Raw genomic sequence first — 22840 nt, 5'->3', positions numbered from 1 at the left:
ATTCTTCGGGCAATTCATCCCAATGTGGAAAAACCTTGTGAAAAACGCATAATCCACAGGTTTGGAGCAGCCTACATAATCATCATCCTTTTATCTTTTTATTTATTTATTTAGAGAGGGATGAGTTCAGTCTGGAAAACCCGATGGCCTACTTTCTCGTCGATATTTACCCGTACGTTCTATCGTTCCATATCATGGCCGTTCTGTCCTGGATGGCCGGGCTGTTCTATCTACCTCGACTGTTCGTCTATCATGCTGAGAAAGCGACAGTTGGAGATCAGCTCGACGAGACGCTCCGTATCATGGAATACAAGCTCCAGAGATACATCATGGCCCCTGCCTCTATTGCCACTTGGCTGGCTGGGCTGACTTTGGTCTTCACCCCCGGTGTCGTGGACTGGTCTGCCATCTGGCCATACACCAAGGGTGCCGCGGTTATTGCTATGACGGTGTTCGATCACTGGCTCATGATTAAGCGCAAACAGTTCGGTCGTGGTGAAAACACCCTGCAAGGCCGATCTTACCGAATGATGAACGAAGTCCCGACTTTGTTGATGATCGTGATCGTTCTTTCCGTCGTCGTAAAATTCTGACGCGGTTTGACTCCCTTCCCAAGTTTCCTTATGTAATTCGGCAACTGGCCCGTCCGGGCCAAGTGTCTTCCGAATGACTGATGCAATCCACGGCCCGATTTGGTCGTGCGAAGGATGTTTCCCATGACAATTGAAAAACTCGCATTGGCAGATCTCAAGGCGAAAAGCCCCAAGGATCTCTTGGCGATGGCTGAAGAGCTCGAGATCGAAAACGCCTCGACAATGCGTAAAGGCGAAATGATGTTCCAGATTCTCCGCGAACGCGCGGATGAAGGCTGGGAAATCATCGGTGAAGGTGTGCTTGAGGTACTTCAGGATGGTTTTGGCTTCCTGCGGTCCCCCGAGGCCAACTATCTTCCCGGTCCGGACGACATCTACGTCTCGCCTGAAATGATCCGCCAGTTCTCGCTGCGCACCGGGGATACGATTGAAGGCGTGATGAAAGCGCCGGAAGAAAACGAGCGTTACTTCGCCCTCATGAGCGTCACGAAGATCAACTTCGAAGAGCCCGAGAAAGCGAAACACAAGATCGCCTTCGACAACCTCACACCGCTCTATCCGGACGAGCGTCTGAAGATGGAAATCGAAGATCCGACCATCAAGGACAAATCCGCCCGCGTGATCGACCTCGTTGCGCCGATTGGTAAGGGCCAGCGCTCGCTGATCGTGGCACCGCCGCGGACAGGTAAAACCGTTATCCTTCAGAACATCGCGCATAGCATCGAGGCCAACCACCCCGAGTGCTATCTGATCGTTCTGCTGATCGACGAACGTCCGGAAGAAGTTACCGACATGCAGCGCTCCGTGAAAGGCGAGGTCATCTCCTCGACCTTTGACGAACCGGCCGCCCGCCACGTCGCCGTTTCAGAGATGGTCATCGAAAAGGCCAAGCGCCTGGTTGAGCACAAGCGTGACGTGGTCATCCTGCTCGACTCGATCACCCGCCTCGGTCGCGCCTTCAACACCGTTGTGCCGTCTTCTGGTAAGGTTCTGACCGGTGGTGTGGATGCCAACGCCCTGCAACGTCCCAAGCGCTTCTTCGGTGCTGCGCGGAACATCGAAGAGGGTGGCTCGCTGACTATCATCTCGACCGCCCTCATCGACACCGGCTCGCGTATGGACGAGGTGATCTTCGAAGAATTCAAAGGCACCGGTAACTCCGAAGTCGTGCTGGATCGCAAGATTGCCGACAAACGCGTCTTTCCGGCCATCGACATTCTCAAGTCGGGCACCCGTAAAGAAGACCTGCTGGTCGACAAGGGCGATCTGGCCAAGACCTTTGTCCTGCGCCGCATCCTCAACCCGATGGGTACCACTGACGCGATCGAATTCCTGTTGTCCAAGCTCAAGCAGACCAAGACCAACTCTGAGTTCTTTGACTCGATGAACACCTAAGGGTTTCGCGATGGCCTATGTGCCTGATACGATTTTCGCTCTGGCAACGGCCCCCGGTAAAGCGGGGGTCGCTGTCGTTCGTGTGTCTGGCCCCTTGATTGGCAGGGCAGGGGAAGCTCTCGGCATTGGTCTTCCCGAACCACGTCACGCCTCTCTCAAACTCCTGAAGGACAAGGAAGGCCGCCGCCTTGATCAGGCGCTGGTGATCTATTTCCCCGAAAAGAACAGCTTTACCGGCGAAGAAGTGCTGGAGTTGCACCTGCATGGCTCTGTGGCCGTGGTGAACGCCGTGCTGCGCGAGCTTTCGGATGTTGAAGGCCTGCGTCTGGCAGAGGCAGGAGAGTTCACACGCCGCGCGCTGGAGAACGGCTGTCTCGACCTTGCCCAGGTCGAAGGTCTCGCCGATCTGATCGAAGCAGAGACCGAGGCCCAGAGGCGTCAGGCCCTGCGCGTTCTGTCGGGTGACTTGGGCGATCTCGCTGGTGGCTGGCGCGAAAAACTCATTCGGGCCGCCGCATTGCTTGAGGCAACCATTGATTTTGCCGATGAAGAGGTTCCGGTCGATGTTACGCCCGAAGTTCAGGGTCTGCTTTCGGACGTACGCACCGATCTGGCCAAGGAAATCTCCGGTGTCGAAACGGCAGAGCGCATCAGGACGGGGTTCGAGGTTGCCATTCTGGGCGCACCTAACGTTGGGAAATCAACACTTCTGAACGCCCTTGCAGGCCGTGAGGCGGCCATCACCTCTGAATTCGCCGGGACAACCCGCGACGTGATTGAGGTGCGCATGGAGCTGAATGGCCTTCCCGTCACCCTTCTTGATACCGCCGGCCTCCGGGAAACCGAAGACTACGTAGAAGGCATTGGAATCGAGCGCGCCCGCCAGCGCGCCGAGGCTGCCGATCTTCGCGTCTTTCTTGTTGAGCAGGGGGATCACCCCGATTTCCAGCCGCTTCCGGGCGACATTGTCCGCGCCGCCAAGGCAGATACTCTTGCCCAGGCTGACAATGCCGTCTCCGGAAAGACGGGGCAGGGGGTGTCCGAGCTCGTGACAGCGATCACCGAGGCCCTGTCCGTACAGGCGGCGCGCTCTGGTATTGCCACACGTGAGCGCCATCGCGTTGCCATGACGCGTTCAAGCGATAACCTCGCGGCTGCGCACGCGGTGCTTGCTCTGGGGCCGGATCACTATGAGATCGCGGCCGAAGAACTGCGCAGTGCGATTCGTGCTTTGGATTCGATTGTGGGTCGCGTAGATGTCGAGAACCTCTTGGATGAAATCTTCTCGAGCTTCTGCATCGGAAAGTAAGGAGTGTTTCACGTGAAACATTTTGACGTCATCGTTGTTGGCGGCGGACACGCCGGTGCGGATGCAGCTCACGCAGCGGCCCGAATGGGTGCGCAGACCGCCTTGGTCACCCTCAAAACCTCGGGCATCGGTGTGATGTCCTGTAACCCGGCGATTGGTGGGCTGGGCAAGGGTCACCTCGTTCGTGAGATCGACGCGCTCGACGGCGTCATGGGGCGCGTGGCTGACAAGGCTGGCATCCAGTTTCGCCTTCTGAACCGCCGCAAGGGCCCCGCCGTACAAGGCCCTCGTGCGCAGGCAGATCGCAAAATCTATCGCGAATCGATGCTGGCCGAAATCATGGCTACCCCGAATCTGACTGTGATCGAAGGTGAAGCCACCGATTTCCGCATGGAGGGAAACTCTGTTCGCGGCGTCATCTTGGCCGACGGATCAGAACTGTCTTCGCACGCAGTTGTCCTAACCACCGGCACATTCCTGAGAGGCGTGATCCATATCGGCGATGTCTCTCGCCCCGGTGGTCGTATGGGGGATGACCCTTCCGTACGTCTGGCCGAGCGAATCGACAGCTTTCAATGGCCTCTTGGCCGCCTGAAGACCGGTACGCCACCGCGCCTGAACGGCAAGACCATCAAGTGGGATCTTCTGGATTCTCAGCCCGGCGACGATGAGCCAACGATGTTTTCGTTCCTCAATAGGGCACCTTCAGCCCGTCAGGTCGCCTGTGGGATAACCCACACCAACGAGAAGACCCATCAGATCATCCGAGATAACCTGGATCGCTCGGCTATGTACGGCGGTCACATCGAGGGGGTAGGGCCGCGATATTGTCCGTCGATCGAAGACAAGATCGTCCGCTTTGCCGATAAGACGTCGCACCAGGTGTTTCTTGAACCCGAAGGTCTGGATGACGACACGGTCTATCCAAACGGCATCTCGACTTCTCTACCTGTCGATGTCCAGGAAGATTACGTCCGTTCGATCTATGGTCTTGAGGAAGTCGAGATCCTCCAACCCGGCTATGCCATCGAATACGACTACGTTGATCCCCGCGCCCTTGATGCTGCCTTGTCGGTGAAGACCGTTCCTGGTCTATATCTTGCGGGTCAGATCAACGGAACCACAGGATATGAGGAAGCCGCCGCCCAAGGGCTTGTTGCCGGCCTTAATGCCGCGCTGTCAGCACAGGGTAAGGATCCCAAGTATTTCAGCCGCTCGGACAGCTATATCGGGGTTATGGTCGACGACCTCATCACGCGCGGTGTCACTGAACCTTATCGCATGTTCACCTCCCGAGCCGAATTCCGCCTGTCTCTGCGGGCAGACAACGCCGACCAGCGTCTCACCCCGGTAGGGCTGGAGCTTGGCCTTGTCGGCGAAACCCGTCGTCGCGCCTTTGGTGAAAAACTCGATCGCCTGAACACGGCCCGGGATCTTCTGGAAGACGAGAAGTTCTCTCCGAAGCAAATCAACGCCGCGGGCATCTCGGTCAATCAGGATGGGAACCGCCGAACAGCCTTTCAGGTTCTCGCATTCCCTGATGTCAGCTTTGGCGATCTGGAAAAACTGGACGCGCGATATGCCGCCATTGATCCGGACACCCGCGCACAGCTTGAGCGCGACGCGCTCTATGCGAACTACATCGAACGGCAAAAGCGTGATGTTGAAGCCATGCAGCGGGACGAGAATCAGGAGATACCCGCCGACTTCGATTTCGACATCGTCGAGGGCCTCTCCAATGAACTCAAGTCAAAGCTCAACGCGACACGCCCCGCGAACCTTGGTCAGGCAGGACGGATTGACGGGATGACACCTGCGGCGCTCACACTGATCCTTGCACGCATTCGTCAGGCCAAGAAGGGGAAGATCGCGTGAGTATGAGCGCAGAAGATGTTTTGGGACGCCTGAATGTTTCACGTGAAACATCGGATCGCCTCAATAAGCTCGCTGATCTCCTCTGCAAGTGGAACCCGAAAATCAATCTGGTCTCCAAAACAACGCTTCCCGATCTCTGGGAGCGCCACATCTATGATTCCGCACAGGTTTTTCACTGTGCAGATCACCCCATAGATCATTGGGTGGATATCGGCAGTGGGGGAGGGTTCCCCGGATTGGTGATTGCCATCATGGCCGCCGAAGCCAATTCCCCGACCAAGCTCACCATGATTGAAAGCGATCAGCGTAAATGCGCCTTCTTGCGGACAGTTCTGCGCGAGACCGGTGTTACGGCCAATGTCATCACCAAACGAATCGAACAGGCCGAACCTCAAAACGCGTCGATCCTTTCTGCCCGCGCTCTCGCAGATCTGGATCTCCTGTTTTCCTTTGCTGAGCGCCATTTAGGCGAAACCGGCACCGCCTTGTTCCCGAAAGGCGCCACTTGGGAAAAAGAACTGCGCAAGGCAGAGGAATCGTGGTCATTCAACCACGAGGTCATTACAAGTAAGACAGAAGCCGAAGCAGTTATTCTCAAGGTCGGAGAAATACGACGTGTCTGATCCCACTCGTCCCCGGGGCCCGAAAATTATCTCAGTCGCCAACCAGAAAGGCGGGGTTGGCAAGACAACAACCGCTATCAACCTTTCCGCAGCTCTTGCTGAGGCCGGCTGTCGCGTTCTGGTCGTCGACCTAGATCCGCAGGGCAACGCATCGACAGGTCTAGGCGTTGAAACCGAAGATCGGAAACTCACGACCTATGATCTGTTGCTTGAAGACATCAATTTGACCGACGTCATCCAGGAGACTGGCGTTCAGGGGATGGGCATCATCCCGGCAACCGTTGACCTGAGTTCGGCTGACATCGAACTGCTTTCCAACGAAAAACGAAGCTTTCTTCTTCATGACGCACTGCGCCAGCCGGCAATGGATGCGTTTGACTGGGATTACATCCTGATCGATTGCCCGCCGTCGCTCAATCTGCTGACAGTGAACGCCATGATCGCCTCGGATTCCGTGCTGATCCCGCTCCAGAGCGAATTTTTCGCTCTCGAAGGCCTGTCGCAGCTCATGCTGACCGTTCGCGAGGTGCGTCAGACGGCGAATCCCAAGCTGCGGATCGAAGGCGTGGTCCTCACCATGTTTGATGCGCGCAACAACCTTTCGCAACAGGTTGAACAGGACGCCCGCGACAACCTCGGCGAACTGGTTATGGAAACGCGCATTCCGCGGAATGTCCGCGTTTCCGAGGCCCCGTCTTTCGCTCAGCCGGTTATCGACTACGATCCTACGTCCAAAGGGGCCGAGGCTTACCGCGAGTTGGCGCGCGAACTTATGTCCAAGCACATGAAAATCGCCGCATAATAAGAAAAAGAGGAGAGCGCTGTGGCTGAGAAAAAGGGAAGAGCCCGTGGTCTGGGGCGTGGTCTGTCTGCGTTGATGGCAGATGTGACTGAAGAAAAGGTTCAGGAGCAAACTGGTGAACCGCGTCGCGCGGATATGACCGTTCCGATCGAAAAGATCGTACCTAACCCTGATCAGCCCCGTCGCGATTTTACCCAGGATCAGCTCGATGAACTGGCCGCCTCGATCAAGGAAAAAGGCGTCATTCAGCCCCTTATCGTGCGCGAGCGTGAAGGCGGAACCTATGAAATCGTCGCCGGTGAACGCCGCTGGCGCGCTTCGCAGCTTGCGCAGTTGCATGAACTTCCCGTCGTTGTGCGCGAATACAACGATACCGAAGTTCTCGAGATCGCGATTATTGAAAACATCCAGCGCGCCGATCTTAACCCGGTCGAAGAGGCGGCGGGCTATCGCGCGCTGATGGATCGGTTTGGTCATACGCAGGAAAAGCTTTCCGAAGCTCTCGGCAAAAGCCGCAGCCACATCGCAAACGTCATGCGTCTGCTTCAATTGCCCGAAGATGTTCTTGAGCTGCTGAAAACAGGGGCCTTGTCGTCTGGCCATGCGCGCGCCTTGATTACGTCGGAAGATGCGTCTGCGCTGGCCAAGAAGGTGGTCAAAGGCGGTCTTTCCGTGCGCCAGACCGAAGCTCTGGCAAAAGCCGCGCAAAACAAGCCGTCCGAACCAAAGCCCGCGGCGCCCAAACCCAAGAAAGACGCGGATACCGTTGCCCTCGAAGGGGATTTGTCGGCCAACCTGGGGATGAAGGTCATCATTGATCACAAAACCGGCGACGAAAGCGGTCAGCTGACCATCAAATATGTCTCGCTCGATCAGCTTGATGAAATCTGCCGTATCCTCAGCTCTACCAGCTAGGCCGCGTCCAGATAAACAAGAGAACCATGCTCAAAACACCGGCCTGAATGCCCAACAACATCGGGCGTAGGCCGATGGCGAGCGAAATTCCGAACACAACGACAATCGAGATGGTGGCAAGACGTTTTGCCGCCGGATTGATTGCGCCGCGCGATTGCCAGTCTTCGATCGGGGGGCCGAGGGTAGGGTGGTCCATTAGCCAGTTGTGAAGCCGCTCGGACGATCTCGCAAAGAAGAATGCCGCCAGAAGCAGGAATGGGACGGTTGGCAAAAGCGGAAGAACGATGCCGATCACGGCAAGGGCAACGCAAAGCAAGCCAAGAACTGCCCAAAGTACCCGCATGTCTACTCCACCAAAAGCTCCGCAAGGACGGAATTCAGAACCATTCGACCTTTCGGAAGGACCCGCAATCTCTGATCATCCCAATCAATGAGACCCAGATCCTTCAACGCGTCCGCTTTGGTGCTACCAAAGTCCCGGCCGGCCAACTGTTTGTAACGTAGGAGATCAATTCCCTCTGACAAGCGCAAACCCATCAACATGAACTCGATCAGCTGAGATTCCTGGTCAACGCATTCCCGGAGCGACTCTCCCGAGCCTGTTTGCACGGAATCCAGCCATTTTGTAGGGTTGCGCCAGCTTTCAGCGGCGTATTTCTGGCCATCTAATGTAAGGCGTGCATGTGCACCCGGACCAATCCCGGCATAATCCCCATAGCGCCAGTAGATCAGATTGTGGCGCGATTCATTGCCAACTTTGGCATAGTTAGAGACTTCATAGCCCTCAAAACCGAATTCACCGCAGATATCGAATGTCGCCTCGTACATATCGGCCGAAAGATCGTCTTCAGGAAGGCCGCGCAATTTTCCGCGGGCATAGCGGTCACCGAACGCCGTGCCATCCTCGATCGTCAACTGGTACAAAGACAGATGATCAATCGCCATAGACAGGGCTTCGCGCAATTCTGCCCGCCAATCTTCCAGCGTTTGGTCCTGTCGAGCGTAAATCAGATCAAAACTAACCCGATCAAAGGTTGTGCGGGCGATGTCAAAGGCGGCTTTGGCTTCGGAAACCGAGTGAATCCGCCCCAAACGCTGCAGATCACGGTCATTCAGCGCCTGGATACCCATCGAAATCCGGTTTACGCCGCCTTGGCGATAGGCCTCAAATCGCCCCGCTTCGACAGAGCCAGGATTGGCCTCAAGCGTGATTTCGACATTGTTGGAAGACGGCCAGGCCCTGCGCACCTTATCAAGGATCTCGGAAACGATCTCGGGATCCATCAAACTGGGCGTGCCGCCACCAAAGAAAACCGTGTTGAGAATGCGATTTGGAGTCTCTTGTGAGACTCTGTCAATCTCCGACAGATAGGCTCTAAGCCAGCGTTTCTGGTCTATTTTTTGCGAAACATGGCTGTTGAAGTCGCAATAGGGGCATTTGGCCTGACAGAACGGCCAATGAATGTAGAGACCAAAGCCCCCGTTTTGCCAATCCTCAGCCAAAACAGCCTGCTACGAACTTGGCAACCGCGAGACCACGGTGGCTGATCTTGTTTTTCTCCCAGCGATCCATCTCCGCGAATGTCACGGTATGGCCTTCGGGAATGAACATCGGATCATAGCCAAAACCGTCTTTGCCACGGATCGGCCAGGTCAACGTGCCGGGCGCGACACCCTCGAACACTTCATCATGTCCATCAGGCCAGGCCAGAACAAGCGTGCTCCGGAATTGTGCCGTCCATGGCTCCGGAGCGTTCTTCGCCATCAACTCGTCATGCGCGCGCGTCATCGCAATCATGAAATCCCGGCCATTTCCGGTTTCGGCCCAGTCCGCAGTATAGACACCGGGCGCACCGTCCAGCGCGTCAATCGACAGGCCAGAATCATCCGAAAGTGCCGGCAAACCGGTTGCCTTTGCGGCGGCATGCGCCTTGATCCGGGCATTCCCGACAAACGTATCCTCGGTTTCTTCCGGTTCGGGCAGGTTCATTTCACCCGCACCCACGACCTTGACGCCATAGGGCTCGAGAAGGTGGGCCACCTCCTCGAGTTTTCCCTTGTTATGTGTTGCCACCAACAGGGTTTTTCCGTCGAATTTCCGGATCATGCCGATGCCGCAAGCTGTACAGCAACCAGTTCCTCAACGCCCTTGTCTGCCAGGTCGAGAAGTTGGTTCATCTGGTCGCGCGAATAGGTCGACCCTTCTGCCGACATCTGGACTTCGATCATCTGTTTGTTGCCCAGCATGATGAAATTCCCGTCAACGCCGGCTTCCGAGTCTTCCGGATAATCCAGGTCCAGCACCGGCTGGCCCGCGTAGATCCCGCAAGATACCGCGGCAACCGGCGAAATCAGCGGATCGGTGATCACGTCGCCCGCTTTCATCAGCTTGTTCACAGCAAGACGCAGCGCAACCCAGCCGCCCGTGATCGACGCGCAGCGCGTGCCGCCATCTGCCTGGATAACGTCACAGTCAACCGTGATCTGGCGTTCACCCAACGCGACACGATCCACACCAGCACGCAGAGATCGACCAATAAGTCGTTGAATTTCAACAGTTCTTCCGCCTTGCTTACCTGCGGCAGCCTCGCGACGCATACGCGATGAGGTCGAACGCGGCAGCATGCCGTATTCTGCCGTCACCCAGCCAAGACCCGACCCCTTGATAAAGGGCGGAACGCGCGCTTCGATCGAGGCGGTGCACAGAACATGCGTATCGCCCATCTTGATCATGCAAGAGCCTTCGGCGTGTTTCGTGACATCGGTTTCAATGGAAACCGGGCGCATTTCATTAAGTTCTCTTCCCGACGGACGCATGGCGATAATCCTTTGTTGCTTGGGCATGGGGATACAAGGCCGCAGCAACGAAACGCAACCCCGATTGACCTTTCTGCCAAGGGCACTTTAATGACATTCAGGACAAGGATGAGCCATGAGCGACAGCGCCCGCATTTTCAACGAAATGAACGACCGCTCGCGCGAAGTATTTCGCCGCGTCGTCCAGGGCTATCTGGATACAGGCGATCCCGTCGGGTCTCGAACCCTCACGCGGAGCATGTCGGAAAAGGTTTCCGCCGCAACCGTGCGCAACGTGATGCAGGATTTGGAGTACCTTGGCCTTCTGGATAGCCCCCACGTCAGTGCCGGCCGCGTTCCCACGCAGATGGGGCTGCGGATGTTTGTCGATGGTCTCTTGGAAGTCTCCGATCTCGACGCGCAGGACCGTCAGAAGATTGACGCGACCCTTGGCGAAGGCAACGCCGATGTTGGCGGCATGCTCGACAGGGTTGGCGCGGCCCTTTCCGGTGTAACACAGGGCGCTTCTCTGGTTCTGGCACCAAAACACGAGGCACCGATCAAGCATATCGAGTTCGTGAGCCTTGCGCATGATCGCGCCCTTGTTGTTCTCGTTTTTGCCGATGGACACGTTGAAAACCGCCTCTTCACACCGCCGTCCGGACAAACCCCAAGTTCGATGAGGGAAGCGGCGAATTTCCTCAATTCCATGGTCGAAGGGCTCACTCTGTCCGAATTGCAAACAAGCGTGCGCAACCAGATCAGCCAGCGCCGACAAGAGATCGACACCCTCGCGCGTGATCTGGTTGAAAACGGGCTGGCGCTTTGGGCGGATGATGAAGGCAGCCACGAGCGCCTGATCGTGCGGGGCAGGGCAAACCTGCTGGGATCGGAAGAGGAAGCGGAAGATCTCGAACGCATCCGTACCCTGTTTGATGACCTCGAGCGCAAGCGCGACATTGCCGAATTTCTCGAACTCGCCGAAGAGGGCGACGGTGTGCGCATTTTTATTGGCTCTGAGAACAAACTTTTTTCACTTTCGGGTTCCTCTTTGGTGGTGTCTCCATATATGAACGCGGATCGAAAGATTGTGGGTGCTGTGGGCGTAATCGGCCCCAAGCGCCTTAACTATGGACGTATCGTGCCGATTGTGGATTACACGGCGCAACTGGTTGGAAAAATGATTTCCGATCGCGGTTAGAGGTTGAGAAATGGCAGAACCGAAAAAAGACGAGTTTCTGGACGACATCGAACAAGCCGAGGCCGAAGAGTTTGCCCAGAGCCTGGACGAACTCGAAGACGAGGCGGTTGAACTGGATTCGCTGCGCGCTGAGCGTGACGAGTACAAAGACCGGTTCATGCGAGCACTGGCAGATGCCGAAAACGCCCGCAAACGCAGCGACAAAGCACGCCGCGACGCCGAGCAATATGGCGGTTCCAAGCTGGCCCGCGATATCCTGCCGGTCTACGACAACATGAAACGCGCTCTGGACGCGATCACCGACGAACAGAAAGAGGCCTCGGCCGCGCTGATCGAAGGGATCGAACTGACCATGCGCGAGCTGCTGAACGTTTTCAAAAAGCACGGTGTCGAGATCGTAAGCCCGGCCGTTGGCGACCGGTTCGATCCGAACATGCACGAAGCCATGTTCGAAGCGCCGCTGCCTGGCACCAAATCGGGCGACATCATCCAAGTATCGGCCGAAGGCTTCATGCTGCACGATCGCCTTCTGCGCCCCGCGCAGGTGGGTGTTTCATCCTTCACTGGCTAAAAAACAAAGCCCCCGACGCAAGTTCGGGGGCTTTTTCTTTGGGATATTGGCGCGTGTCGCGCTAGCCCAGCTTTTCCTTCAAAGCATAAAGAACCTGAAGCGCCTCTCGCGGGCTCAGGTCATCGGGATGCACATCGCCCAGCATTTCCTCAACCGGCGAGGGGCCCTTGGCCGCGACCGGTTGCGGTGCCGGCGTGGCTGCAAATAGCGGAAGATCATCAATCAACGCCTTCTGGCCCGATCCTTCACGCTCGCCTTTTTCCAGCGCCTCCAGAACAACGCGCGCACGCTCGACAACGACTGGCGGCAATCCGGCGAGTTGTGCCACCTGCACCCCGTAACTGCGATCCGCCGCTCCTTTTTTGACTTCGTGCAGGAAGATGACCTCGCCTTCCCACTCCCGCACCGTCACTGTGGCGTTTTCAACACCGCCAAGCTTTTCGGAAAGCGCCGTCATTTCATGATAGTGCGTGGCAAACAGGGCGCGTGATTTGTTCACGTCATGCAGATGTTCCAGCGTGGCCCATGCGATCGACAAACCATCATAGGTCGCGGTGCCGCGGCCGATCTCGTCAAGAATAACCAGCGCGCGATCATCGGCCTGATTCAGGATCGCGGCGGTTTCCACCATTTCAACCATGAAAGTGGATCGCCCGCGCGCCAGATCATCCGAGGCGCCAACGCGGCTGAACAACTGGCTCACCACGCCAATCCGCGCTTCGGTTGCCGGCACAAAACTCCCCATCTGCGCGAGAAGGGCAATCAACGCGTTCTGACGCAGAAAGGTCGATTTACCGGCCATGTTCGGACCAGTCAAAAGCCAGATGCTCGCTTCATCCCCGCCGGAAAGATCGCAGTCATTGGCGACAAAAGGCGACCCGCCCTGCTTGCGCAAGGCCGCCTCAACCACCGGATGGCGTCCGCCTTCCACGTGAAAGTCACGGCTTTCGTTCACGTCCGGACGACACCAGCTTTCCTCAATGGCCAGTTCGGCCAACGCAGTGGCCAAATCCAGTTCCGCGAGCCCCCTTGATGCGCTTGAAACCTGTCCCGCTGCGTCCAGAATAGACCCTTTTAAGGTGTCATAGAGACGTTTTTCGATCTCAAGCGCCCGATTCCCCGCATTCAGGATCTTGGTTTCCATCTCCGAGAGCTCCACGGTCGTGAAGCGCACCTGATTGGCGGTTGTCTGACGGTGAATGAAGGTCTCGGACAGGGGGGCGGACATCATCGCATCGGCATGTTTTGCCGTTGTTTCAATGAAATAGCCCAGAACGTTATTGTGCTTGATCTTGAGAGAGGCAATTCCTGTCATTTCCGAATACTGGGATTGCATCGCCGCGATCACGCCGCGCCCTTCGTCGCGCAACGTCCGGCTTTCGTCCAGCTCCACATCGTATCCCGGCGCGATGAACCCGCCATCCCGCGCCAGAAGGGGGGGATCGGCCACAAGCGCCTGATCCAGCAAGTCCAGCAGCTCTTCATGCCCCCCCAGGGCCTTCACCGCATCGGCCAGATCTTCGGACAATTGTGCCGAATTCAGGGTCGAATAAAGGGATTCCGCCTGATTCAGGCCATTCCGGACCGCGGCAAGGTCACGCGGGCCGCCTCGGTCCAAAGACAGGCGCGAAAGTGCCCGATCCAGATCCGGGACCTTCTTGAGGCTGTCGCGCAAGTCACGCGCAATCTGGCGGTTTTCCACCATGTTAGAGACTGAATCGTGCCGCCCCTGGATCACCGAAAGCCGCCGCGACGGGCTGGACAGGCGTTGTTCAAGAAGCCGCGCACCACTCGGGGTCACCGTCTTGTCGATCGTCGCCAGCAGGGAGCCGGCCTTGCCACCCGAAAGCGCGTGGGTCAGTTCAAGGTTCCGGCGCGTCGCGGCATCAATCTGCATCACGCCCTGCGTTGCCTCCCGTACCGGCGGTTGCAAAAGCGGCAGTTTGCCTTTTTGGGTCAGCTCAAGATAGTCGACAATCGCGCCGAGCGCGCCGATTTCAGGGCGACTAAAGGTTCCGAAAGCATCCAGCGAAGACGTCTTGAACAGCGTCGCAACCCGCTTTTCCGCACTTGTCGAGTCAAAAGACCCACGCGACATAGGTGTAAGGGAAACCCCAACATCAGAGACTGTTTCATGCAATTCCGCCTCTGATCCCTCGGCCACAAGAAGTTCCGACGGGGCCAGCCGCGCCAATTCCGGGCCAAGACGCACGGGCGAAACGGGCATCACATAAAGCGAACCGGTCGAAATATCGGCCCAGGCCAGCGCGGCCTCGTCCCGTACGGTTGCAAAGGCCGCAAGGAAGTTGTGCCTGCGCGCATCCAAAAGGGAATCTTCGGTCAGGGTGCCCGGAGTAACAAGCCGCACAACTTCCCGCTTCACAACTGCTTTGTAGCCGCGTTTCTTGGCCTCGGCCGGGCTTTCCATCTGTTCGCAAACCGCAACGCGAAACCCTTTGCGGATCAGGGTCAGGAAATAGCCCTCGGCCGCGTGATGCGGCACACCGCACATCGGGATCTCGGCACCGTCGTGTTTGCCGCGCTTGGTCAGCGCGATATCCAGCGCCTCGGCCGCCGCAACGGCATCATCAAAGAACATCTCGTAAAAGTCGCCCATTCGATAAAACAAAAGGGCGTCCGGATACTCGGCCTTGATCTCGAGATACTGCGCCATCATCGGCGTGACGGCCGGTTTGCCTGCGTTCACTGCTGTTTCCCCCAAGATAGTGCAGACAGACTTAGCAAAATCGTCGCAGAGGACGAAAGGCGAAAACGCGTTAAGAACTGGCGCAAACAGGTTGAGAGAGTCCGTAGGCTCGTCTATGACGCCTTTGACCCGAAAAAGGACGCAATTTGATGACCAAGACCAAAGTCACACCCGAAGAGGCCCTGGCCTTCCACCTCGAACCGACCCCGGGCAAGTTCGAGATCAAGGCATCGGTCCCGATGACCACCCAGCGCGATCTTTCGCTGGCCTATAGCCCTGGTGTGGCGGTTCCTTGTGAAGCAATCGCTGCTGATCCCTCCACTGCGTATGACTATACCAACAAGGGCAACCTTGTCGCGGTCATTTCGAACGGTACGGCGGTTCTTGGTCTTGGCAACCTTGGCGCGCTTGGTTCTAAGCCGGTGATGGAAGGCAAGGCAGTTCTTTTCAAACGCTTCGCCGATGTGAACTCGATCGACATCGAGTTGGATACCGAAGATCCGGAAGAGTTCATCAAGGCGGTCAAGCTGATGGGCCCCACCTTTGGCGGCATCAATCTCGAAGACATCAAGGCGCCCGAGTGCTTCATCATCGAGCAGCAGCTCAAGGCAGAGATGGACATTCCGGTTTTCCACGACGACCAGCACGGCACCGCCGTGATCTGCGCCGCTGGCCTTCTGAACGCGCTGTATATCTCGGGCAAGAAAATCGAAGACTGCAAAATCGTACTCAACGGGGCAGGGGCTGCGGGCATTGCATGTATCGAACTGCTCAAATCGATGGGTGCGAAACATGAAAATTGCATCGTCTGCGACACCAAGGGCGTGATCTATCAGGGCCGTACCGAAGGTATGAACCAATGGAAATCGGCCCACGCGATCAAGACCGATCTCCGCACACTCGAAGATGCCATGAAAGATGCCGACGTCTTCCTTGGCGTTTCGGTCAAGGGCGCCGTGACCCAGGATATGGTCGCGTCGATGGCGGATGATCCCGTGATCTTTGCCATGGCCAACCCCGATCCGGAAATCACACCGGAAGAAGCGCACGCAGTACGCGCTGATGCAATTGTTGCCACGGGCCGCTCGGACTATCCGAACCAGGTGAACAACGTGCTTGGCTTCCCCTACCTGTTCCGCGGTGCTCTCGACATTCACGCGCGCGCCATCAACGACGAAATGAAAATCGCATGCGCCGAAGCCCTTGCAGAGTTGGCCCGCGAAGACGTGCCCGACGAGGTCGCGATGGCCTATGGTCGCAAGCTTTCCTTCGGCCGCGACTATATTATTCCAACCCCGTTTGATCCTCGTCTCATCTTCCGCATTCCGCCGGCAGTCGCCAAAGCGGGTATGGATACAGGCGTTGCCCGCCGTCCGATCATCGACATGCAGGGCTACGAAGACAGCCTGAAATCGCGGATGGATCCGACGGCGTCGATCCTGCGCAGCCTGAACGCCCGCGCCCGCAACGCGCAGGCCCGCATGATCTTTGCCGAGGGCGACGACCCCCGCGTTCTGCGCGCCGCGGTGACTTATCAGCGCTCCGGCCTTGGCAAGGCGCTGGTTGTTGGTCGTGAAGATGACGTGAAAAAGAAGCTCGAGGCTGCCGGCCTTGGCGATGCCGTTCGCGAAATTGAAGTGGTCAACGCCAAGAACACCCGCCACCTCGATACCTACGTCGACTTCCTCTACGAACGTTTGCAACGAAAAGGGTTTGACCGTCACGACGTGTTCAAACTGGCCGCGCGTGATCGCCACGTGTTCTCGTCGCTGATGCTTCAACACGGGCATGGCGACGGCCTCGTCACCGGTGCCACCCGTAAATCGGCCCACGTTCTTGGTCTCATCAACCACGTGTTTGATGCCGATGCAGAACATGGCGCTGTTGGTGTGACCGCGCTTCTTCACAACGGCCGCATCGTTCTTGTGGCCGACACGCTTGTTCATGAATGGCCGGATGAAACCGATCTGGCAAACATCGCCGAACGCGCAGCAGGCGTTGCCCGTCACATGGGTCTCGAGCCGCGCGTGGCCTTTGTCAGCTTCTCGACTTTCGGCTACCCGGTGTCGGAACGTGCCGAAAAGATGCACATCGCGCCCCGTGTACTGGACGCTCGCGGTGTCGATTTCGAATACGAAGGCGAGATGACGGTCGACGTCGCCCTGAACCCCAAGGCGCAGGAAAGTTATCCATTCCAGCGCCTGACTGGTCCCGCCAACATTCTGGTCGTACCCGCCCGCCACTCGGCGTCGATCTCAACCAAACTGCTTCAGGAAATGGCCGGCGCAACCGTGATTGGCCCGATCCTCTCGGGCGTCGACAAGTCGATTCAGATCTGCTCGACCGGCTCCACTGCCAACGACATCCTGAACATGGCGATCCTCGCGGCCTGCAAAGTCGGCTAACCGCGGATCAGCTTGAAGTTTTTGACGGGTCGGGCAAACTTGTCCGGCCCGTTTTCTTTGGCCCTCACACTTGGACAAACCCAATGGCGATCTACAATCTCGGTTCGATCAACGCCGATTACTTCTACCGCGTCCCGCACCTTCCCGCGCCGGGGGAAACTTTGGCGGCATCTGCCATGAGCCGTGGGCTTGGTGGCAAAGGTGCCAACATGTCGGTTGCGGCTGCTCGTGCCGGCGCGCATGTGGCTCATATCGGTGCGGTTGGAGCTGATGGCGCCTGGGCGGTCGAGAGGATGATGGAATATGGCGTCGACACCCGCGCCATTGCCCGGATCGAAGAACCCACGGGCCACGCCATCATAAACGTTGATCCCTCTGGCGAGAACGCCATCGTCATCTATCCCGGTGCCAATCGCCAGATTTCCGAAGATCAGATTGGTCTTGTTCTGTCCGAGGCGTCCCCCGGTGACACGCTGATCTTCCAGAATGAAACCAACGCCCAGGTCTTTGCCGCGCAAACAGCCAAGAGCCTCGGTCTGCGCGTGATCTGTTGTCCTGCTCCTTATGAAACCGAAGCCCTGGAGGCCGCGCTTCCCTTTGCCGACGTCGTCATCCTGAACGAAGTCGAATTGCAACAGCACAAGGCCGCCACCGGTGAAGAGATCGGGCAGGGGCGTGCGCTCAAGATAATTGTGACGCTGGGGGCACGTGGATGCGTGTTGATAGACACTATTTCAGGCGAAAAGCACGAATTCCCCGCGCCCAAGGTCACGCCCGTCGACGCGACAGGGGCCGGTGATACCTTTGCGGGATATGTTGCTGCGGGGCTTGATCGGGGTCAGCGGATCGAACAGGCAATCGACCTAGCGATCCGTGCCTCTGCGCTCATGGTGACTCGCGAGGGCACTGCAGATGTCATTCCTGATCTTGCAGAGGTAAGGGCCGCCGGTTTTTGACAAAGGCGGCAGCCCGCTAAGCCCTTAGTGACCGACAAAAGGTGCCGCATCACCCCAAAGCTGCGCGACGCGCGCATCGCGGCCACAGGCTTCGCGATAGCGTTTATATGCTTCGGATTGGCGTTTCGGCCCGAACCGCGTCAGGACAAGCTTTGAACCCTTGTAGTAATCCTGATGGTACGCTTCGGCATCGTAAAACCGGCCTTCCTCAAGGATCGGCGTCACAATCTTACGCCCCAGCGCACTTTGTGCTTCGGCCTTGGATTTCTCTGCAAGGGACTTTTCCGCCTTGTTAGAGACGAAAATCGCAGTTCTATAGCTGTTTCCACGGTCACAGAATTGGCCACCCGCATCCGTCGGATCAACCGAACGGAAAAACTTGTGCAACAGCTCTCTCCGGCTCACCACGTTCGGATCAAAAATGATCTTTACTGCCTCGTAGTGGCCCGAGCCTCCACGAGTCACATCCTTGTAGCTGGGGTTCTTGGTCTTTCCGCCGGTGTATCCGGAAACGGCTTCCTTTACGCCCTTCACGCTTTCAAAATCGCTCTCGACGCACCAAAAACACCCTCCTGCTACGATCAAGGTATCTTCGGCGGCTTTCGCTTGGGTGCCGTGTGCAAGAAGACCAATTGAGATGAGTGCTCCCAGTACAATGGGCTTAGCTTTGAGAACCAGACGCATGATGAAACCTCCTGATATGGAGTAGCCTGCTGCGCAACAACGCGAAGCACAATCCCATGCAATCGAATGTCACGGGTTGGTGACCACAGTTTACCCCTTGGAAGTCTGTCCCGAGGCTCCTAGCCTCGCGAGAAAGAGGGAGAGCTCGAAATGGACGATCACGTCACGACGCACCAGGCCGAAGACGATGCGCGAAACGAAAACATCCTGATCTATTTGAATGGTCGAATCGTTCCCAAGGCCGAAGCCGTGGTAAGTGTCTATGATTCCGGTTTCATGCTTGGTGACGGTGTCTGGGAGGGGTTGCGGCTTTATCAGGGGCACTGGGCCTTCCTTGATGAACACATGGACCGCCTGTTCGAAGCCGCCAAGGCAATTGATCTCGACATCGGCATATCCAAAGACGCCATGAAACAGGCGCTGGAAGATACCCGCGCCGCGAATGGCATGACCACCGATGCCCATGCCCGCCTTATGGTTACACGCGGTGTCAAAACCCGCCCGTTTCAGCACCCGGGCCTGTCCCGACAGGGGCCAACGATCACCATCATCATGGAACATTCCAGGCCATCGATCCCACGCCCGATTCGCCTGGCCACGGTGCCCCATATCCGCGGCCTCCCTATGACACAGGACCCAAAGCTCAATTCGCATTCCAAGTTGAACTGCATCCTCGCCTGTATCGCTGCCGAAAAGGCGGGGGCAGATGAAGGCCTCATGCTGGATGTGAATGGCTTTGTGAATACGACCAATGCCTGCAACTTTTTCATCGTGCGTAAGGGCGAAGTTTGGACCTCAACCGGCGATTACTGCATGAACGGCATCACCCGCCAAAAGGTGATCGACCTGTGCCGCGCAGACGGCATTCCGGTGTTCGAGCGCAACTACTCACTCGTGGATACCTATGGCGCCGACGAGGCGTTCCTCACCGGAACATTCGGTGCCCAGACGCCCGTGGGCGACATTGACGGGCGGCAGATTGGCGACGGAGAAATGGGGCCGATGACCAAACGCATTCGCGCGCTCTACAAAGATCTGGTCGCCCGCAATGTCGAAAGGTGAATCTCGCACCTCCGCAATACCGACGTAATACCGACGTGATACAGACAGGCAAAAATCGATGAAAATCGCCATGTGGTCCGGCCCACGAAACCTCTCGACAGCCATGATGTACAGCTTTGGAAATCGCCCGGATTGCGCCGTCGTGGACGAACCTTTCTACGCCGCATACCTCGCCCGGACGGGTCTTGATCACCCGATGCGAGACGAGATTCTGGCATCGCAATCAAAGGATCCCGAGGTTGTTGCCCGATCTCTGGTTGGGGAGGTTCCCGAAGGAAAAACCGTTTTCTATCAAAAACATATGACGCAGCACATGATAGCGGGCATACCAAGGGAGTGGATGAAAGACTGCGTAAACGTCTTCCTCATTCGTCATCCCGCCCGCGTCATAGCCAGCTATGCCGCCAAGCGTGAGAACCCCACGTTGGACGACATCGGCTTTCGTCAACAGGCCGAATTGTTCGATCTGGTTAAGGGGTGGGGGCAAACTCCAATCGTTGTCGATAGTCACGACATACGCGATAACCCTATGAAAGAATTGAAAAAAATATGTACTAAGCTTGAACTGGACTTCGAAGATGCCATGCTCAAATGGCCCCGCGGCGGCCATAGGGACGATGGCGTCTGGGCCCCGCATTGGTACAGCGCGGTCTGGAACTCTACCGGCTTCGCAGGGCCCGAAGGCCCCTTGCCAAGCGTCCCCGAACACCTGCAGGAAGTGCTGGACGAGGCTATGATCCACTACCGGAAAATGCAGTCTGAGAAGGCGTGAAAACGCGTGAAATCAGGAACTTAACCGATTAGCTTCCCAAGCTTCATCGCAATGCCCATATCGCCGGAAATCTTCAGCTTGCCCATCATTACGCCGGTCATCGGGTTGAGTTTTCCAGTCAACAGCTTGGTCAAGTTGTCCTTGGAAATCCGGATGGTACAGTCGGTTTCCTGATCCTCAGTGCTGGCTGATGCATCCCTGAGAACGATCACGCCATCGTCTCCGCAATCGAATTTTAGGCTGCCGTCAAAGGACTTACCTGCCAACCCCGATTGAATCCCATCCGCAATTTGTTGCAACGCCATGTCTCACTCCCAAAAGAAAACGCCCCGCCTAGAGTGCTAGGGGGGCGTTCATATTCAGGCAATGCTGACGTTGCTGGAGCTTACTTGCCCACACGCTTGTTGCGCATCGCGATCAGCTTGAGACGCAGGGCCTGCAGCTGGATAAAGCCCGCCGCGTCCTTCTGGTCATACGCGCCAGCATCCTCTTCGAAAGTCACGTGCTCTTCCGAATAGAGCGAATGCTCAGACCAGCGACCAACTGTCGAGGCCAGACCTTTGTACAGTTTCACGCGAACGGTGCCGGTGACGTGCTCTTGGCTCAGGTCGATGGCAGCCTGCAGCATCTCGCGCTCGGGCGAGTACCAGAAACCATTGTAGATCAGCTCGGCATATTGCGGCATGAGCTGGTCTTTGAGGTGCATCGCGCCGCGATCCATCGTGATCGACTCGATCCCACGGTGGGCTTCGATCAGGATCGTGCCGCCGGGCGTTTCGTAGATGCCGCGCGATTTCATGCCAACAAAACGGCCCTCAACAAGGTCAAGACGGCCAATGCCGTGCTTGCGACCGTATTCATTCAGTTCCGTCAGAATGGTTGCCGGCGACATGGCGACGCCATTGATGCTTACCGGATCGCCCTTTTCAAAGCCGATCTCGATGTATTCCGGAGTATCGGGTGCGTCTTCGGGGTGAACAGTGCGCTGGAACACATAGTCAGGCGCCATTTGCGCCGGATCTTCCAGAACCTTGCCTTCGGACGAGGTGTGCAGCAGGTTTGCATCCACCGAGAAAGGAGCCTCGCCGCGTTTGTCTTTTGCGATCGGAATCTGGTTCTTTTCGGCAAAGTCGATCAAGCGGGTCCGCGAAGTCAGATCCCACTCACGCCAGGGTGCAATTACCTTGATGTCTGGGTTCAGCGCATAAGCAGCCAATTCGAAACGGACTTGGTCGTTGCCCTTTCCTGTCGCACCGTGCGCGACGGCGTCTGCGCCGGTTTCTTCTGCGATTTCAATCAGGCGTTTTGAAATCAGAGGACGCGCGATCGAGGTGCCAAGAAGGTACAGGCCTTCGTACTGCGCGTTGGCGCGGAACATGGGGAACACGAAGTCGCGTACGAATTCTTCGCGGATGTCCTCGATATAGATGTTCTCGGGTTTGATACCCAGAAGCTCTGCCTTTTTGCGGGCAGGATCGAGTTCTTCACCCTGACCCAGATCGGCGGTGAAGGTCACCACTTCGCAACCATATTCGGTTTGCAGCCACTTCAGGATGATCGAGGTATCAAGGCCGCCGGAATAGGCCAGAACAACTTTCTTGGGCGCGGACATGTTTTCTTCCCCTTATACGTATATCGAGGGCGCGATAACGGGTTTTCCACACTAGGGCAAGGTGCAGGCAGAACCATAAAAGAGAAATCGATCGAAATCCCTTAATTTGGCTTTGTTTACTGCGGATTTCAGCCTGGAAACCCTGCTGTTTCAGCCAATGCTGGAAGGTTTGGGAATAGACCGCTTCAGTTGTTTGAGCCGGGTCTCCAGCTCCAATTGAAACTCATTCAGAGAGTCCTCATAGGTTGCAAGCAAGCCAGGCAAATTAACGAGCTCCTCATTGCCCTCGGAAACCAGTGTTTCCCCTGTTTGGCAGACCAGCGAGAAACTGTTGAACCCAAGATTTAGAGCACAGCCTTTCAGAAAATGCAGATCCGCCCCCAGATTAGAGCGAGAAGAATTTTCCTCAAGTCGGCCAATTGCTTGACCGACCTCCTCCAGAAATAGCGCGACGACAGAGTCAAAATCCTCTGGCCCGATTTCTTCGTGTAACTCTTCAACGCGATCCCAATTGATCATTCCTTACCTCGCAGTCGCCCGAGACGACTGTGACATGGAATCC

Annotated in this window: 22 protein-coding genes; 13 read left to right on the top strand and 9 right to left on the bottom strand. The window is 56.8% G+C overall.

The window, feature by feature from the left end; all coding sequences use genetic code 11:
• Nucleotides 1-143 precede the first annotated feature (143 nt).
• The 7 genes from NNA36_RS11660 to NNA36_RS11630 all read left to right on the top strand — a co-directional run bounded on the left by NNA36_RS11660 (nucleotide 144) and on the right by NNA36_RS11630 (nucleotide 7512).
• Nucleotides 144-593: a CopD family protein gene (locus NNA36_RS11660; protein WP_255107195.1), complete on the top strand. Its 450-nt coding sequence runs from the start codon at nucleotides 144-146 to the stop codon at nucleotides 591-593.
• Between the two features lie 123 nt (nucleotides 594-716).
• Nucleotides 717-1988: a transcription termination factor Rho gene (gene rho, locus NNA36_RS11655; protein WP_255107194.1), complete on the top strand. Its 1272-nt coding sequence runs from the start codon at nucleotides 717-719 to the stop codon at nucleotides 1986-1988.
• Between the two features lie 10 nt (nucleotides 1989-1998).
• The gene (mnmE, locus tag NNA36_RS11650; protein WP_255107193.1) at nucleotides 1999-3297 is read left to right on the top strand and encodes a tRNA uridine-5-carboxymethylaminomethyl(34) synthesis GTPase MnmE; all 1299 of its coding nucleotides are present in this window, start codon (nucleotides 1999-2001) and stop codon (nucleotides 3295-3297) included.
• Between the two features lie 12 nt (nucleotides 3298-3309).
• Nucleotides 3310-5172: a tRNA uridine-5-carboxymethylaminomethyl(34) synthesis enzyme MnmG gene (mnmG, locus tag NNA36_RS11645; RefSeq protein WP_255107192.1), complete on the top strand. Its 1863-nt coding sequence runs from the start codon at nucleotides 3310-3312 to the stop codon at nucleotides 5170-5172.
• Nucleotides 5173-5174: 2 nt separating this feature from the next.
• Complete coding sequence (rsmG, locus tag NNA36_RS11640) at nucleotides 5175-5795, top strand: 16S rRNA (guanine(527)-N(7))-methyltransferase RsmG (RefSeq protein WP_255107191.1); 621 nt, start codon at nucleotides 5175-5177, stop codon at nucleotides 5793-5795.
• On the top strand, nucleotides 5788-6597 hold the full coding sequence (locus NNA36_RS11635) for a ParA family protein (RefSeq protein ID WP_255107190.1): 810 nt from the start codon (nucleotides 5788-5790) through the stop codon (nucleotides 6595-6597). Before rsmG ends, NNA36_RS11635 begins: the two co-directional genes overlap by 8 nt.
• 21 nt (nucleotides 6598-6618) lie before the next feature.
• Nucleotides 6619-7512 carry a ParB/RepB/Spo0J family partition protein gene (locus tag NNA36_RS11630; protein WP_255107189.1) on the top strand — a complete coding sequence of 298 codons (894 nt, stop codon included), beginning with the start codon at nucleotides 6619-6621 and terminating at the stop codon, nucleotides 7510-7512.
• Here NNA36_RS11630 and NNA36_RS11625 read toward each other — a convergent pair.
• Genes NNA36_RS11625 through rph form a run of 4 tightly spaced genes read right to left on the bottom strand, consistent with a single transcriptional unit; the run spans nucleotide 7502 to nucleotide 10329 of the window.
• Complete coding sequence (locus tag NNA36_RS11625; RefSeq protein ID WP_255107188.1) at nucleotides 7502-7855, bottom strand: YbaN family protein; 354 nt, start codon at nucleotides 7853-7855, stop codon at nucleotides 7502-7504. The genes NNA36_RS11630 and NNA36_RS11625 overlap by 11 nt on opposite strands.
• Before the next feature lie 2 nt (nucleotides 7856-7857).
• The gene (gene hemW / locus NNA36_RS11620; protein ID WP_255107187.1) at nucleotides 7858-9015 is read right to left on the bottom strand and encodes a radical SAM family heme chaperone HemW; all 1158 of its coding nucleotides are present in this window, start codon (nucleotides 9013-9015) and stop codon (nucleotides 7858-7860) included.
• Nucleotides 9008-9619, bottom strand: a complete 612-nt coding sequence (gene rdgB, locus NNA36_RS11615) for an RdgB/HAM1 family non-canonical purine NTP pyrophosphatase (RefSeq protein ID WP_255107186.1) — start codon at nucleotides 9617-9619, stop codon at nucleotides 9008-9010. Before rdgB ends, hemW begins: the two co-directional genes overlap by 8 nt.
• Nucleotides 9616-10329, bottom strand: a complete 714-nt coding sequence (rph, locus tag NNA36_RS11610) for a ribonuclease PH (RefSeq protein ID WP_255107185.1) — start codon at nucleotides 10327-10329, stop codon at nucleotides 9616-9618. Before rph ends, rdgB begins: the two co-directional genes overlap by 4 nt.
• A 115-nt stretch (nucleotides 10330-10444) precedes the next feature.
• Between rph and hrcA the strand changes: the two genes are divergently transcribed.
• Nucleotides 10445-11509, top strand: a complete 1065-nt coding sequence (hrcA, locus tag NNA36_RS11605; protein WP_255107184.1) for a heat-inducible transcriptional repressor HrcA — start codon at nucleotides 10445-10447, stop codon at nucleotides 11507-11509.
• Nucleotides 11510-11519: 10 nt separating this feature from the next.
• Nucleotides 11520-12080, top strand: coding sequence for a nucleotide exchange factor GrpE (locus NNA36_RS11600; RefSeq protein ID WP_255107183.1), 561 nt, complete (start codon nucleotides 11520-11522; stop codon nucleotides 12078-12080).
• A 61-nt stretch (nucleotides 12081-12141) separates the two neighbouring features.
• Here NNA36_RS11600 and mutS read toward each other — a convergent pair whose 3' ends face one another.
• Complete coding sequence (gene mutS / locus NNA36_RS11595) at nucleotides 12142-14757, bottom strand: DNA mismatch repair protein MutS (protein ID WP_255107248.1); 2616 nt, start codon at nucleotides 14755-14757, stop codon at nucleotides 12142-12144.
• 179 nt (nucleotides 14758-14936) lie between these two features.
• Between mutS and NNA36_RS11590 the strand changes: the two genes are divergently transcribed.
• Nucleotides 14937-17192 (top strand): NADP-dependent malic enzyme, encoded by a 2256-nt coding sequence (locus NNA36_RS11590; protein ID WP_255107182.1) that lies wholly within the window; start codon nucleotides 14937-14939, stop codon nucleotides 17190-17192.
• Nucleotides 17193-17275: 83 nt separating this feature from the next.
• Nucleotides 17276-18148 (top strand): ribokinase, encoded by an 873-nt coding sequence (locus NNA36_RS11585; protein WP_255107181.1) that lies wholly within the window; start codon nucleotides 17276-17278, stop codon nucleotides 18146-18148.
• Nucleotides 18149-18172: 24 nt separating this feature from the next.
• On the opposite strand, the gene msrA is transcribed toward NNA36_RS11585, so the two are convergent.
• Entirely contained in the window at nucleotides 18173-18832 is a 660-nt protein-coding gene (gene msrA, locus NNA36_RS11580) for a peptide-methionine (S)-S-oxide reductase MsrA (RefSeq protein WP_255107180.1), read from the bottom strand.
• A 150-nt stretch (nucleotides 18833-18982) separates the two neighbouring features.
• Here msrA and NNA36_RS11575 point away from each other — a divergent pair, with 150 nt between their 5' ends.
• Together NNA36_RS11575 and NNA36_RS11570 are read left to right on the top strand one after the other, a co-directional pair.
• The gene (locus tag NNA36_RS11575; RefSeq protein WP_255107179.1) at nucleotides 18983-19894 is read left to right on the top strand and encodes a D-amino acid aminotransferase; all 912 of its coding nucleotides are present in this window, start codon (nucleotides 18983-18985) and stop codon (nucleotides 19892-19894) included.
• Between the two features lie 58 nt (nucleotides 19895-19952).
• The gene (locus NNA36_RS11570) at nucleotides 19953-20666 is read left to right on the top strand and encodes an HAD family hydrolase (RefSeq protein WP_255107178.1); all 714 of its coding nucleotides are present in this window, start codon (nucleotides 19953-19955) and stop codon (nucleotides 20664-20666) included.
• Nucleotides 20667-20686: 20 nt separating this feature from the next.
• Here NNA36_RS11570 and NNA36_RS11565 read toward each other — a convergent pair whose 3' ends face one another.
• From NNA36_RS11565 to NNA36_RS11555, 3 genes are all read right to left on the bottom strand, one after another.
• Entirely contained in the window at nucleotides 20687-20971 is a 285-nt protein-coding gene (locus NNA36_RS11565) for an SCP2 sterol-binding domain-containing protein (protein ID WP_255107177.1), read from the bottom strand.
• Between the two features lie 80 nt (nucleotides 20972-21051).
• Nucleotides 21052-22278, bottom strand: a complete 1227-nt coding sequence (locus NNA36_RS11560; RefSeq protein WP_255107176.1) for an argininosuccinate synthase — start codon at nucleotides 22276-22278, stop codon at nucleotides 21052-21054.
• A 150-nt stretch (nucleotides 22279-22428) separates the two neighbouring features.
• Complete coding sequence (locus NNA36_RS11555; RefSeq protein WP_255107175.1) at nucleotides 22429-22797, bottom strand: Hpt domain-containing protein; 369 nt, start codon at nucleotides 22795-22797, stop codon at nucleotides 22429-22431.
• Nucleotides 22798-22840: the final 43 nt, after the last annotated feature.

The organism is Shimia sp. CNT1-13L.2 (genome assembly GCF_024331145.1).
GTDB lineage: Bacteria > Pseudomonadota > Alphaproteobacteria > Rhodobacterales > Rhodobacteraceae > Shimia.
This window is presented reverse-complemented; position numbering and strand designations above follow the sequence as displayed.

Bases quoted from the DNA above. Each gene is read 5' to 3' on its own strand.
- NNA36_RS11585 (WP_255107181.1), top strand. From the start codon at position 17,276: ATGGCGATCTACAATCTCGGTTCGATCAACGCCGATTACTTCTACCGC.
- rph (WP_255107185.1), bottom strand. From the start codon at position 10,329: ATGCGTCCGTCGGGAAGAGAACTTAATGAAATGCGCCCGGTTTCCATT.
- rsmG (WP_255107191.1), top strand. From the start codon at position 5,175: ATGAGCGCAGAAGATGTTTTGGGACGCCTGAATGTTTCACGTGAAACA.
- mutS (WP_255107248.1), bottom strand. From the start codon at position 14,757: ATGATGGCGCAGTATCTCGAGATCAAGGCCGAGTATCCGGACGCCCTT.
- NNA36_RS11560 (WP_255107176.1), bottom strand. From the start codon at position 22,278: ATGTCCGCGCCCAAGAAAGTTGTTCTGGCCTATTCCGGCGGCCTTGAT.
- msrA (WP_255107180.1), bottom strand. From the start codon at position 18,832: ATGCGTCTGGTTCTCAAAGCTAAGCCCATTGTACTGGGAGCACTCATC.
- NNA36_RS11625 (WP_255107188.1), bottom strand. From the start codon at position 7,855: ATGCGGGTACTTTGGGCAGTTCTTGGCTTGCTTTGCGTTGCCCTTGCC.
- NNA36_RS11660 (WP_255107195.1), top strand. From the start codon at position 144: ATGGCCTACTTTCTCGTCGATATTTACCCGTACGTTCTATCGTTCCAT.
- NNA36_RS11570 (WP_255107178.1), top strand. From the start codon at position 19,953: ATGAAAATCGCCATGTGGTCCGGCCCACGAAACCTCTCGACAGCCATG.
- NNA36_RS11555 (WP_255107175.1), bottom strand. From the start codon at position 22,797: ATGATCAATTGGGATCGCGTTGAAGAGTTACACGAAGAAATCGGGCCA.
- NNA36_RS11600 (WP_255107183.1), top strand. From the start codon at position 11,520: ATGGCAGAACCGAAAAAAGACGAGTTTCTGGACGACATCGAACAAGCC.
- NNA36_RS11575 (WP_255107179.1), top strand. From the start codon at position 18,983: ATGGACGATCACGTCACGACGCACCAGGCCGAAGACGATGCGCGAAAC.
- hrcA (WP_255107184.1), top strand. From the start codon at position 10,445: ATGAGCGACAGCGCCCGCATTTTCAACGAAATGAACGACCGCTCGCGC.
- mnmE (WP_255107193.1), top strand. From the start codon at position 1,999: ATGGCCTATGTGCCTGATACGATTTTCGCTCTGGCAACGGCCCCCGGT.
- NNA36_RS11590 (WP_255107182.1), top strand. From the start codon at position 14,937: ATGACCAAGACCAAAGTCACACCCGAAGAGGCCCTGGCCTTCCACCTC.
- NNA36_RS11565 (WP_255107177.1), bottom strand. From the start codon at position 20,971: ATGGCGTTGCAACAAATTGCGGATGGGATTCAATCGGGGTTGGCAGGT.
- rdgB (WP_255107186.1), bottom strand. From the start codon at position 9,619: ATGATCCGGAAATTCGACGGAAAAACCCTGTTGGTGGCAACACATAAC.
- rho (WP_255107194.1), top strand. From the start codon at position 717: ATGACAATTGAAAAACTCGCATTGGCAGATCTCAAGGCGAAAAGCCCC.